Origin of the sequence: Enterococcus sp. DIV1307a (genome assembly GCF_050537425.1) — a bacterium.
Lineage (GTDB): Bacteria > Bacillota > Bacilli > Lactobacillales > Enterococcaceae > Enterococcus > Enterococcus faecalis.
In genome coordinates, this window is record NZ_CP172914.1 from 861,785 (window position 1) to 874,241 (window position 12,457).

Genomic DNA, 12,457 nt, shown 5'->3' on the forward strand with positions numbered 1-12,457 from the left:
ACTCTATAAATATCATTTAGGAGGTTGTTACCCTTGATTAGAAAAATGAAGCCAACAGATGCAGCGGCGTTAACTATCATTAATAAAGAACAATTGGGCTATGAAGTTCCCGTTGACGTGACCTGTAAACAGATTGAGAAATTACTACTAGCCAGTGACAGAGAGTTTTTATATGTTTATGAAGAAACGAAGACAGGCAAGATTTTAGGCTATGTGCATGCGCAACTGTATGAAACAATTTATTCCCAAACGTTATTGAACGTTCTGGGATTAGCAGTGGCAAAAGAAGCAGAAGGCCGTGGAATTGGCAAACAATTAATGACGAAACTAGAAACGGAAGCTAAAAAGTGTAACTTGTCTGCGATTCGCTTAAATTCAGGGGAACAGCGTACAGCAGCACATCAATTTTATGAACACATTGGCTATATTTCTGATAAAAAACAAAAGCGATTCATTAAATACTTGGATACTTAAGTTATGTCTTTAAAAAATAACAATTTCCTTTAAAAAAATAAGTAAAAACTAGTGAAATTTTCAGCGAATTAGTGTAAAATGTATCTCAATGACTCAACGAGTGTTTCAGTCGAAACACTGTCAAAGAAAGTACATACAAAGAAACAGAAATAGCCATTTTTGATGGCTGTTTTTTTATGGAGGAGGCAAATTATGACGAAAAAAAATAGTATGATGTACTTAGCAATTTCTAACTTATTTCTTGTTTTTCTAGGCGTAGGCCTAGTCATTCCCGTAATTCCCCAATTAAAAGAAGAAATGCATTTTTCTGGTACCACAATGGGAATGATGATTTCTATTTTTGCGATTGCCCAATTAATCACATCGCCAATCGCAGGTGTCCTTTCGGATAAAATTGGTCGGAAAAAAATGATTGCGACGGGCATGTTGGTTTTTTCAATTTCTGAGTTATTATTTGGTTTAGCCCAAGCGAAAAGCGGTTTTTATATTTCTCGTGGTTTAGGCGGGATTGCCGCCGCTTTATTAATGCCGTCAGTGACAGCCTTTGTGGCAGATATGACCACGATTTCTGAACGTCCGAAAGCGATGGGGCTTGTGTCAGCCGCAATTAGTGGTGGTTTTATTATCGGACCAGGAGTTGGTGGTTTTATTGCTTATTTAGGTATTCGCGCTCCATTTTTTGCGGCCGCATTTTTAGCATTTATTGGTTTTATTTTGACATTAACTGTTTTGAAGGAGCCGGAGAAACGAATTTTAGCCGCTGTTGAAGCGAAAAAAGGTTCATTTATGGATATTTTAAGAAATCCAATGTTTACCTCATTATTTGTGATTATCTTAATTTCCTCTTTTGGCCTGCAAGCGTTCGAATCTATTTATAGTATTATGGCGACTATTAATTTTGGCTTTACCACAAGTGAAATAGCAATCGTGATTACGGTTAGTGGTATTTTAGCGTTGATTTGTCAGTTGTTTTTCTTTGATGCAATCGTCCAAAAAATAGGTGAAATGGGTTTAATCCAATTAACCTTTTTTGCAAGTGCCATTTTTATTGCCGTGATTGCCTTTACAAAAAATAATTTAGTTGTTGTATTTTCAACGTTTATTGTCTTTTTAGCGTTTGACTTGTTTAGACCAGCAGTAACTACTTATTTATCCAAACATGCTGGAGATCAACAAGGAACCATCAACGGACTAAATTCGACATTTACAAGTTTTGGTAATATTTTAGGACCAATGGCAGCAGGAGCTTTATTTGATATCAATCACTTTTTCCCTTATTATGTTTCAGCAGTAATTCTGTTAGGAACGGGCTTTTTATCGTTATTTTTAAATCGAAATAAGATGTAAAAGAAAAAATAAGTATTTGGAATATAAAAATTCCGAATACTTATTTTTTTTTTTGATCACCAACCGTTCTTGAAAAAAACAAAAAAATAAACAGTGTTCGCTTGATTAATCGAACGTTTGTTCGTATAATGATTTTGCAAGTGAGGTGATGTTTATGAAATTTGATTATGAAAAAGAACCTAGTCGCGATATTCTTTGTATTGATTGCAAAAGTTTTTACGCTAGTGTAGAATGCGCAGAACGTGGGTTAGATCCGTTGAAAACGATGTTAGTAGTGATGAGTAATGCCGAAAATGCGGGGGGATTAGTTTTATCAGCATCGCCAATGGCAAAAAAAGTTTTAGGTGTTTCAAATGTTACGCGTAAAAATCAAGTGCCCGCTCATCCTGATTTATATGTGGTTCCGCCACGAATGAATTTGTACATGAAAAAAAATCAAGAAATCAATAATTTATATAAAAAGTTTGTCGCAGATGAAGATCACTCTGTGTTTAGTGTAGATGAATCATTTCTTGATGTAACGGCTTCTTTAAGTTATTTTCATTGTGAAACCGCCTATAAGATGGCTCGGATTATCCAAAAAGTCGTTTATAATCATGTGGGTATTTATGTGACCGTTGGGATAGGGGACAATCCGTTACTGGCTAAATTGGCGTTGGACAATGGCGCCAAACATTCGCCAGACTTTATTGCAGAATGGCGGTATGATCGTGTACCAGATACTGTCTGGCAGTTGCCTTCTTTGACAGATTTTTGTGGGATTGGTCGCAGAATGGCTAAACGACTGAATCGTTTAGGAATTGATTCTGTATATGAGTTAGCGCAAGCGAATCCGCATCTTTTACAAGAAACATTTGGCGTGATGGGGCTTCAATTGTATGCTCATTCATGGGGGATTGATCGTACCTTTTTAGGGAAAAAAGCACCACATAAAGCTGAAAAATCATTTGGGAATAGTCAGATTTTACCGAGAGATTATGCGCGAAGAGATCAGATTGAACTAGTCTTAAAGGAACTGACAGAACAAGTGGCTGCTCGTTTAAGAAAAGCGCATTGTCAAACGGAATGTATCACAGTCTACGTTGGTTATTCCAAAGGTCAAATTGACCGTGAAGGACGAACTGGTTGGCGAAAACAACAAACGATTCCTGCAACAAACAATACAAAAGTTTTGATTACCTATGTATTAGCCCTTTTTAGAGAACATTATCTAGCGGGAACTGATGTCCGGCAATTAGGGCTTTCTTATGGGAAATTAGTTTGGAATGAATCTTTACAATTAGATTTATTTTCGGAACCAGAAGAGCAAATTAGTGAAATGGAGTTAAACTATCTGATTGATAAAATCCGACAAAAATTTGGCTTTCAAGCTTTAATCCACGCCTCTTCTTTGTTGGAAGGCGCGACGGCAATTCATCGTTCGGGATTAGTCGGTGGACATGCTGGAGGAAATGTCGGTTTAGGAGGATAACATCATGAAACGAACAAAAAAAGAATTTACACCTTATAATGAGTACCATGATCGGCCCTTTGAACTGAAATGGGCGACCGCTTTTGCATTGGGGGAGTTACAAGAAGGAATCGAAGCTTCTGACGAATATTCTAAGAGAGCGTTTGAACGCTTACCGCAACAGACAACAGAAGAAATTGAAGAATACTTAGAGCAGTCTTTAAAAAATAACCAAGTTTTAGAAATCCAATTGAATACTTTGGATGATTTTGGCCGTGTTCAACCACCAATTGTTGGTGTTTTTGAAGGGATGAGTTCAATGGAGTATGCAAAAGTTGGACATACACATATTTTATTTGAAGAGATTCGTCATATTAAAAGTCATGAGTTTACAAAGTGGTCGAGCCTTGATTAAAAAACTATTGTTATACGTGCGTTTTGTGAAAACATATGAGATAATGTTCATAGGTAATAGAAATAAAAATTATGGAGGTGGCTAGGATGGGACATCATTTAAAAGGACACCATGGCAAAAAAACAAACGCAAATGGCGGCTTTTTAACAAAGTTATTGGCAGGCGGCGCCTTAGTGGGCGTAGGAAAAAAGTTATACGACAATCGTGAAAAAATTAAAGAGCTGTTAAGTGACGACAAAGAAAAAGGCAACGACACTGAAAACAAATAAAGGACTGGATTGACGGAATGGTAAAAGATGCAGCGTATATTATTGAAGAGATTACCACGATTTTAGAAGGAACCTATTTTGTGATAACCAAGAAAGCGAATAAGCGCCGCATGTGTTTACATGTTTCAGATACCGCGAAAGAATTTTTACGTTGTCGACTGGAGTATGAAACATTCTTAGAGCAACAGTTTGATTATGCCACAATGTTTTTAGAAACATGTACGGAAGATGTTTCTGTTGAAATTCAAACGGGACTACTTGAAGAAACAAATTATCAAGCATTAACCGTGGAAAAATTACAACAGATAGCCACTAAAATGTAACACAGCTGTTGTGTTAGTTTTGATTCTTAATTTGGTTAAGGAGGCGGATAAAATGTCAGTATATCAACATATTTTGGTTGCTCTTGATGGCTCAGATCAATCTGAAAAAGCTTTTCATGAAGCTGTCAGGATTGCCAAAGAGGAACAAGCCACTCTTTATTTAGCTACAATTATTAATGATGCTGAATTTACGACGAGTCCATTTTCTTTTGAAGAATTGTATGATTTAGAAAAACACAAGTCAGAAGAGATGCTCACTGAAAAGGCAAAACAAGCGAGTGAAATTGGTGTAAAAACAGTCAAAAAAATTGTTGAGCTTGGGAGCCCAAAACGTTATCTTGCCAACACGATTTCTGAAAATTATGCCATAGATTTAATTGTGCTAGGTGCCACGGGAAGAGGTGCTATTCAACGAACCTTGATTGGTTCTACTACAGATTATGTGGTTAACCATGCTTTGTGCAATGTCTTAGTCGTTCGCTAATTGTGAGTAAATAATCAAGGGAACAATGTTTTATCGGGACGTTTTTTTAAATTAAACGAGAGGTGAGTTTATGAAAACAAAAATCGGAAAAACAGTTATCTTGTCAGCGTTTTTATTCACAAGTTTCCTTTTACTGAGTGGTTGTACCTCGGCTGGCGAAGAGATGGAAAAAACAATTGATCGACAGAAAGAAAAAGTCGATAAAACGGTCGATAAGCAGAAACATAAAAATGAAAATTCCATGGAAAGTTACGACGAAAAAGTTGACCGTTCTTTAGATAGTCAAGAAGACAAAATCGATACTACTGAGTAACGGGAAAACTTTCAACTATCGGCTAGTAAATAAATAATATACAAAAGGGAGCATCTACTGCAGTTATTTCTCACAGCGGATCCTCTCTTTTGTGGTTAAAAAGCAAAAGTTAACTGCTCCCCAACAGTTAACTTTTAATCATGTTGCACATAGTTAAAACACTCTATATATCATTTATATCATTTGAAACGGGTAGTGTAAAAAGAAATCTCTTGAAAAGAGTCTCCATTTATAGGGAAGATTTCCCATAAAAAAGAGAAACGTATAATCACAGAGAGTTAGAGAAAGCAAAGGGAAATAAGTATGTTAAAATAAGAAGCAAGAAAGAATACAAGTATGCAGAAAATAACAACTAATTAGGTGAAAACAATGGAAATACATTTTGAAAAAGTAACAAACGATAATCGTAAAGCAGTGGAAAACCTACAAGTTTTCGCTGAACAACAAACCTTCATTGAATCAATGGCAGAAAATCTAAAAGAATCGGACCAATTTCCAGAATGGGAATCGGCAGGTATTTATGACGGCAATCAATTAATCGGCTATGCCATGTATGGACGTTGGCAAGATGGGCGCGTTTGGTTAGACCGCTTTTTAATTGATCAACGGTTCCAAGGACAAGGTTATGGGAAAGCAGCCTGTCGACTTTTAATGTTAATGCTAATAGAAAAATACCAAACAAACAAGCTATACTTGAGTGTTTATGATACGAACAGCTCAGCAATTCGGTTGTATCAACAACTTGGTTTTGTATTTAATGGTGAATTAGATACGAATGGTGAGCGGGTAATGGAATGGACACATCAGAATAAGTAGATAGAACAGGTGAGACAAAAGCCATAGCGCATTTTGTTTCATCTTTTTCTTTTAATTGGCTTCATTTGTTTACTTTTAGTAAGTGAAATGGTAAATTTAGTTCAATCTGTTTTGAAAAAAGAGTTACTGGAGGGTAAGGATGAAAATAGAATTTTTCCATGATGTTATTTGTAGTTTTTGTTTTCCAATGTCTGACCGCATGCATGAGATTCAACAAGAATTTCCTGAAATTGAATTGATTCATCGGTCGTTTGCGTTGGGGTGGTCCGCAAACGATTTTGAAACAATGTTTGGCTCACGAGCAGCAGTAAAAGAAGAAGTTTTGACGCATTGGGTGCATGCCAATCAAAACGATTCAAAGCATCGTTTTAATATTGAAGGGATGAGGAAGCAACGATTTGATTTTCCAACATCAAAGAATGCATTATTAGCAGCAAAAGCAGCTGGATACATTGGCAACCAAGACACTTATTGGGTACTGTTTGATAAGTTACAAGAAGGTTTATTTATGAGAAGTTTAAATATTGAAGAGCCAGAAGTAATTGAGGAGCTAGTAAAAGAGACAACGATTGATTTTGCTTTATGGAAAGAAGCTGTTGCTTCCGAGGCTGTTTGGACGGCGGTTCAAGAAGATTTTGCGCTAGCTTCTGCTTATGGTTTACAAGGAGTTCCCGCACTAATCATTAATCAAAAATATTTAATTAATGGTGCAGTACCGAAACAACAAATCAGCCAAACTATTCAAAAAATTCTCGCAGAAGAAAAACAACAGCAACCGTTAGTTTCATTAACTCCTTCTTCTGAAAAGTCAGCTTCGTGTGAGTTTAAGGAAGGCACATGGACGTGTCATTAAGCGGCATAAAATAACGTTATTCTTTGACAAAACGAAAGACTTCTGTAATAGTTAATGCGGGGGTGATAATATGTTTAACGCGTATAGAGAATACTGGAATAATATTACAACAATGAATGCGTCAGCAACACGAGCACAATATTGGTGGCCACAATTAATTAATTATTTGGTGTTAGGGATTTATTCAGCAATTACGGGCGTTTACAGATATATTGAAGTAACACCCAATGATGGAACAATCATTAAAGAATGGAATACCGTGACCATTATCTTTTTCTTGCTGACTGCTTTAATTTGGTTGGCAAACTTTACTGTTCGAGCAAGAAGATTGCATGATCGCGACCACAGTAACTGGTGGATTTTATTCTATTTACTTCCTTTTATCGGTACTTTAGTGATCTTCATTACATTAATTTTGCCAAGTAAAAGTCACACAAGATGGCCAGTGAATCAATCAGAAATTTAATTTGCTGGTTTCGTTTAGCTGATTATCTTAAGAGTGAAAATAGGACATAAGTCGAAATGACTTATGTCCTATTTTCTTTTTGATTTCAGAAAAATAAAAATATCTTCTGTATGATGGCACCTCACATTACGTGGTTCTTGATAAAAGGGCTATCTTTTTGGTAGATAGGGAAAACCATTAAGACGTTAAAAGTTTAATAAATCGAGCAATTCTCTTTTGTTAGAAAATAAGATAGCATCATTAATTAAAATACTTGGAACACTGGTTTCAATAATTGGTTGATTGGTAATAATCAAATCAAATTCTTCAAGTTGATGTTCACCTAATTGTTCTTCCGTAATTGCTAACGTATTTGAACGAATCCGATGCAAAGCTAAAATATCGTGGACATAGTTTCCAATATATTGACTATGATTCAGGCCCATGTCGCTAATAATCAAAATCTTTTTTGAGTCGAAACTCTGGTTAATTTCTGGAAAAGTATTAAGCAACCAAAAAATATAAGAAGATGAATAGTTTAATAGATTTGTTTCTAAAAGAGCGGAAAAGAAATGCAATTCTGCTTTTAATCGTGCATATAAGTGAAGCTGAGTAAAATGAATTTGTCGAGTGAAAAAGGTGGCCCTTTGTGTCAATTCGGAGGTGTCAAAAGGCACTAATTGAGAAAACAAATAAAGACAGGTTAACAAGTGAACAGCGAAGTCGACGACTTCTTCTGTTAATTGTTCAATCTGTGAAAAAGCATTAAATTTTAAATTTTCACGTATTCTTTGACTGATGACTTCTTGGTCTTCGGAGTAGTATTGCTGAAAAGCGCCTCTTTGAAAATACCGGAGAACTTCCCGATAGGTTTCACGGCTGAGCCCAGTAAAATGACGACTGAGTAAAAGATAATCTTCCATTTTGATTGGACTCTTTTTATCTGTTTTTTTCTGGAAACGTTGCTGAAAGCCTTGATGCTCTCTTAATAAATCAACAATAAAATACATAATAAAGAAATCGTGTTCATAACTGTTATCCATACTAATAATATTTAATTGACATTGATTACGACGCATTAATTGTTTGATTTCTTGCTTATCTAATTGATAAGGCAATTCATAATGACCATAATACATTAAAAAGAAAAAGGTTGTAAAAATACGTAAAGGCAATTCTTCTGTTTGGCTAGTTAATTGATAGCCTTGATCAACGATAACGCGAAGAGAGTAAGTTTCCAAGACCTGATTACACTGCTTCAATTTTCGAGCAAAAGAAGAGCGACTAATATTGATGGTATCGCAATAATATTCGATGGTTTTGCCAGGATTTTGGATAAACTCATGGAGCAATTGGGTGGTCGTTGACGTTTTTGCCATATCCGTCAGCACGTTTAAATATAAGGACACATTAAAGTTTTCTAAACGATAGCCTAATTTATGCGATGTTTTAATGGTTAAACTTTCGCCCCAACGCTGTTTAATCTCCTCAATATAACGAATAAAAGTAGACTCAGAACTACCAATATATTTTGCAAGTTCTTTTTTAGTCATCCATTTATCAGAAATGGATAAGACACGAATGATTTCTTCCATTTTCCGATAATTTTTTTCTAAAAACCTAATCATATTGTTTCCTCCCAAGTCCTTTACTTTAATGAAACAATCATCGAAACAATAACGCAATTTCAGAAATGAAACCGCTTGGTATGAAAGCTGGTGTGATTTAATGAGCTCCTTCTCTGTATAATAATTATCAGATTAGAATAATGAAATTTTACGTGCTAGGCAATTCTAATTTAACTGTTAATTCATAAAAGAAAGGAGAGAACAGACATTAAATTACTAAAGAAATTTGGGGTTTTCGGCGTAGTCTTTTTACTTGTCTCATCCTATTTCATACCGCTCATTGGCTATGCAGAAACAGCCAAAGAAGTTGAAATTACATCCGCTCAAATGATAACAGATGAGAATGATAAAACGAATATTAATATCGAGTTAAATCTTCTCAACCAAACAGAGCAGCCATTACAACGAGAAATTCAATTGAAAAATGCACAGTTCATGGATACTGCTGTAATTGAAAAAGACGGATATTCTTACCAAGTGACTAATGGTACGCTTTATCTGACTTTGGACGCACAAGTAAAAAAGCCGGTACAGCTTTCGTTAGCTGTTGAGCAAAGTTCGCTTCAAACAGCTCAGCCACCTAAGTTATTGTATGAAAACAACGAATATGATGTTTCAGTTACTTCTGAAAAAATAACAGTAGAGGATTCTGCTAAAGAATCAACTGAACCAGAAAAAATAACTGTACCAGAAAATACGAAAGAAACTAACAAAAATGATTCGGCTCCAGAAAAAACAGAACAGCCGACCGCAACAGAAGAGGTAACCAATCCATTTGCAGAAGCAAGAATGGCGCCAGCTACTTTGAGAGCGAATCTGGCACTGCCTTTAATTGCACCACAATACACGACGGATAATTCTGGGACTTATCCGACAGCTAATTGGCGGCCCACAGGCAATCAAAATGTGTTAAACCATCAAGGGAATAAAGATGGTGGTGCCCAATGGGATGGCCAAACGAGTTGGAATGGGGACCCTACTAATCGCACAAATTCTTATATTGAGTATGGCGGTACAGGAGACCAAGCCGATTATGCCATCCGAAAATATGCTAGAGAAACAACAACACCAGGGCTTTTTGATGTATATCTTAATGTGCGTGGGAATGTTCAGAAAGAAATCACGCCATTGGATTTGGTCTTAGTCGTTGACTGGTCCGGTAGTATGAATGAAAACAATCGGATTGGTGAAGTTCAAAAAGGAGTGAACCGTTTTGTTGATACATTGGCAGATAGCGGTATTACCAATAACATCAACATGGGCTATGTTGGCTACTCAAGTGACGGTTATAATAACAATGCCATTCAAATGGGGCCGTTTGATACAGTCAAAAATCCAATTAAAAATATTACGCCAAGTAGCACTAGAGGAGGAACTTTCACTCAAAAAGCATTAAGAGATGCTGGTGATATGTTAGCAACGCCAAATGGACATAAGAAAGTTATTGTACTTTTAACGGATGGCGTCCCAACCTTCTCTTATAAAGTGAGTCGAGTTCAAACAGAGGCGGATGGTCGCTTTTACGGGACACAATTTACGAATCGACAAGATCAACCAGGTAGCACTTCTTATATCTCTGGTAGCTATAATGCGCCAGATCAAAACAATATCAATAAACGAATTAACAGTACGTTTATCGCCACGATAGGTGAGGCAATGGCCTTAAAACAACGCGGGATTGAAATACATGGATTGGGTATTCAATTGCAAAGCGATCCACGAGCTAATTTATCTAAACAACAAGTTGAAGATAAAATGCGTGAGATGGTGTCAGCCGATGAAAATGGAGACCTTTATTATGAATCCGCGGATTATGCACCAGACATTTCTGATTATTTAGCGAAAAAAGCCGTTCAGATTTCAGGAACGGTTGTAAACGGAAAAGTAGTTGATCCAATTGCTGAACCTTTTAAATACGAGCCAAATACATTATCAATGAAAAGTGTGGGTCCTGTTCAGGTTCAAACATTACCAGAAGTGTCGCTAACAGGCGCTACAATTAATAGTAATGAGATTTATTTGGGTAAAGGGCAAGAAATTCAAATTCATTATCAAGTACGTATTCAAACAGAGTCAGAAAACTTCAAACCTGATTTTTGGTATCAAATGAATGGTCGGACAACGTTTCAGCCATTAGCCACGGCCCCTGAAAAAGTTGATTTTGGGGTTCCTTCGGGAAAAGCACCTGGCGTGAAGTTAAACGTGAAAAAAATCTGGGAAGAGTATGATCAAGACCCAACAAGTCGGCCAGATAATGTGATTTATGAAATTAGTAGAAAGCAAGTAACTGACACAGCCAACTGGCAAACTGGGTATATTAAATTATCAAAACCAGAAAATGATACCAGCAATAGTTGGGAGCGCAAAAATGTAACCCAACTTTCCAAAACCGCGGATGAAAGCTATCAAGAAGTTCTTGGACTTCCCCAATACAATAATCAAGGACAAGCTTTCAATTACCAAACAACCCGTGAATTAGCAGTTCCTGGTTATAGTCAAGAAAAAATCGACGATACTACTTGGAAAAACACGAAGCAGTTCAAGCCATTAGATTTAAAAGTAATCAAAAATTCTTCCTCAGGTGAGAAAAACTTAGTGGGAGCCGTTTTTGAATTGAGTGGTAAAAATGTTCAAACAACATTAGTGGACAATAAAGATGGTAGCTATTCCTTGCCAAAAGATGTGCGCCTACAAAAAGGGGAACGCTATACATTAACTGAAGTAAAAGCACCTGCAGGACATGAGTTAGGCAAGAAAACGACTTGGCAAATTGAGGTGAGTGAGCAAGGCAAAGTAAGCATCGATGGACAAGAAGTGACCACCACAAATCAAGTTATTCCATTGGAAATTGAAAATAAATTTTCTTCTTTGCCAATCAGAATTAGAAAATACACCATGCAAAATGGCAAACAAGTGAACTTAGCAGAGGCGACTTTTGCGTTGCAAAGAAAAAATGCTCAAGGAAGTTACCAAACTGTGGCAACTCAAAAAACAGATACTGCAGGATTGAGCTATTTTAAAATTAGTGAACCTGGTGAGTATCGAATGGTGGAACAATCAGGACCATTAGGATACGACACTCTTGCTGGAAATTATGAATTTACTGTTGATAAATATGGGGAAATTCACTATGCAGGCAAAAATATTGAAGAAAATGCGCCAGAATGGACACTGACACATCAAAATCATTTGAAACCTTTTGACTTAACGGTTCATAAAAAAGCCGATAATCAGACGCCACTTAAAGGAGCGAAATTCCGTTTAACAGGACCAGATACGGATATTGAATTACCAAAAGATGGCAAAGAAACGGATACTTTTGTTTTTGAAAACTTAAAACCAGGGAAATATGTCCTAACAGAAACCTTTACGCCAGAAGGATATCAGGGGTTAAAAGAACCAATCGAATTAATAATTCGCGAAGATGGTTCAGTCACGATAGATGGGGAAAAAGTAGCAGATGTTTTAATTTCTGGAGAGAAGAATAATCAAATCACTTTAGATGTTACGAACCAAGCAAAGGTTCCTTTACCTGAAACTGGTGGCATAGGACGCTTGTGGTTTTACTTGATAGCGATTAGTACATTCGTGATAGCGGGTGTTTATCTCTTTATTAGACGACCAGAAGGGAGTGTGTAAT

At 36.4% G+C, this 12,457-nt stretch carries 13 protein-coding genes; 12 read left to right on the forward strand and 1 reads right to left on the reverse strand.

The window, feature by feature from the left end:
• Positions 1–33 precede the first annotated feature (33 nt).
• The 11 genes from IGL90_RS04220 to IGL90_RS04270 all read left to right on the forward strand — a co-directional run bounded on the left by IGL90_RS04220 (position 34) and on the right by IGL90_RS04270 (position 7,210).
• Positions 34–474, forward strand: coding sequence for a GNAT family N-acetyltransferase (locus IGL90_RS04220; RefSeq protein ID WP_010824522.1), 441 nt, complete (start codon positions 34–36; stop codon positions 472–474).
• Positions 475–666: 192 nt separating this feature from the next.
• The gene (gene emeA / locus IGL90_RS04225; RefSeq protein WP_002358140.1) at positions 667–1,821 is read left to right on the forward strand and encodes a multidrug efflux MFS transporter EmeA; all 1,155 of its coding nucleotides are present in this window, start codon (positions 667–669) and stop codon (positions 1,819–1,821) included.
• A gap of 154 nt (positions 1,822–1,975) precedes the next feature.
• Entirely contained in the window at positions 1,976–3,292 is a 1,317-nt protein-coding gene (locus IGL90_RS04230; RefSeq protein WP_010817156.1) for a Y-family DNA polymerase, read from the forward strand.
• A gap of 4 nt (positions 3,293–3,296) precedes the next feature.
• Positions 3,297–3,686, forward strand: coding sequence for a hypothetical protein (locus IGL90_RS04235; protein WP_002358138.1), 390 nt, complete (start codon positions 3,297–3,299; stop codon positions 3,684–3,686).
• A gap of 71 nt (positions 3,687–3,757) precedes the next feature.
• On the forward strand, positions 3,758–3,955 hold the full coding sequence (locus IGL90_RS04240; protein ID WP_002363671.1) for a hypothetical protein: 198 nt from the start codon (positions 3,758–3,760) through the stop codon (positions 3,953–3,955).
• A 17-nt stretch (positions 3,956–3,972) separates the two neighbouring features.
• Complete coding sequence (locus tag IGL90_RS04245) at positions 3,973–4,278, forward strand: hypothetical protein (RefSeq protein ID WP_002358136.1); 306 nt, start codon at positions 3,973–3,975, stop codon at positions 4,276–4,278.
• 52 nt (positions 4,279–4,330) lie between these two features.
• Positions 4,331–4,762, forward strand: a complete 432-nt coding sequence (locus IGL90_RS04250; protein WP_002391595.1) for a universal stress protein — start codon at positions 4,331–4,333, stop codon at positions 4,760–4,762.
• A 70-nt stretch (positions 4,763–4,832) separates the two neighbouring features.
• Positions 4,833–5,075 (forward strand): hypothetical protein, encoded by a 243-nt coding sequence (locus IGL90_RS04255; RefSeq protein ID WP_002358134.1) that lies wholly within the window; start codon positions 4,833–4,835, stop codon positions 5,073–5,075.
• 369 nt (positions 5,076–5,444) lie between these two features.
• Positions 5,445–5,891: a GNAT family N-acetyltransferase gene (locus IGL90_RS04260; protein ID WP_010713539.1), complete on the forward strand. Its 447-nt coding sequence runs from the start codon at positions 5,445–5,447 to the stop codon at positions 5,889–5,891.
• Between the two features lie 139 nt (positions 5,892–6,030).
• A complete protein-coding gene (locus IGL90_RS04265; protein WP_002375225.1) occupies positions 6,031–6,744 on the forward strand; it encodes a DsbA family oxidoreductase in 714 nt (237 codons plus the stop codon).
• A 70-nt stretch (positions 6,745–6,814) separates the two neighbouring features.
• Complete coding sequence (locus IGL90_RS04270; protein ID WP_002358131.1) at positions 6,815–7,210, forward strand: DUF805 domain-containing protein; 396 nt, start codon at positions 6,815–6,817, stop codon at positions 7,208–7,210.
• 185 nt (positions 7,211–7,395) lie between these two features.
• Here IGL90_RS04270 and IGL90_RS04275 read toward each other — a convergent pair whose 3' ends face one another.
• Entirely contained in the window at positions 7,396–8,817 is a 1,422-nt protein-coding gene (locus IGL90_RS04275) for a helix-turn-helix domain-containing protein (protein ID WP_025187107.1), read from the reverse strand.
• A 174-nt stretch (positions 8,818–8,991) separates the two neighbouring features.
• On the opposite strand from IGL90_RS04275, the gene ebpA reads away from it, so the two are divergent.
• Complete coding sequence (gene ebpA / locus IGL90_RS04280; RefSeq protein ID WP_152679634.1) at positions 8,992–12,456, forward strand: endocarditis and biofilm-associated pilus tip protein EbpA; 3,465 nt, start codon at positions 8,992–8,994, stop codon at positions 12,454–12,456.
• The last annotated feature ends 1 nt before the right edge of the window (position 12,457 follow it).

What these genes read in the sequence shown, in the direction of transcription:
- IGL90_RS04245 (WP_002358136.1), top strand. Translation starts at nt 3,973, where the DNA reads ATGGTAAAAGATGCAGCGTATATTATTGAAGAGATTACCACGATTTTA.
- IGL90_RS04265 (WP_002375225.1), top strand. Translation starts at nt 6,031, where the DNA reads ATGAAAATAGAATTTTTCCATGATGTTATTTGTAGTTTTTGTTTTCCA.
- IGL90_RS04235 (WP_002358138.1), top strand. Translation starts at nt 3,297, where the DNA reads ATGAAACGAACAAAAAAAGAATTTACACCTTATAATGAGTACCATGAT.
- IGL90_RS04260 (WP_010713539.1), top strand. Translation starts at nt 5,445, where the DNA reads ATGGAAATACATTTTGAAAAAGTAACAAACGATAATCGTAAAGCAGTG.
- IGL90_RS04240 (WP_002363671.1), top strand. Translation starts at nt 3,758, where the DNA reads ATGGAGGTGGCTAGGATGGGACATCATTTAAAAGGACACCATGGCAAA.
- IGL90_RS04255 (WP_002358134.1), top strand. Translation starts at nt 4,833, where the DNA reads ATGAAAACAAAAATCGGAAAAACAGTTATCTTGTCAGCGTTTTTATTC.
- IGL90_RS04270 (WP_002358131.1), top strand. Translation starts at nt 6,815, where the DNA reads ATGTTTAACGCGTATAGAGAATACTGGAATAATATTACAACAATGAAT.
- IGL90_RS04230 (WP_010817156.1), top strand. Translation starts at nt 1,976, where the DNA reads ATGAAATTTGATTATGAAAAAGAACCTAGTCGCGATATTCTTTGTATT.
- IGL90_RS04250 (WP_002391595.1), top strand. Translation starts at nt 4,331, where the DNA reads ATGTCAGTATATCAACATATTTTGGTTGCTCTTGATGGCTCAGATCAA.
- IGL90_RS04275 (WP_025187107.1), bottom strand. Translation starts at nt 8,817, where the DNA reads ATGATTAGGTTTTTAGAAAAAAATTATCGGAAAATGGAAGAAATCATT.
- emeA (WP_002358140.1), top strand. Translation starts at nt 667, where the DNA reads ATGACGAAAAAAAATAGTATGATGTACTTAGCAATTTCTAACTTATTT.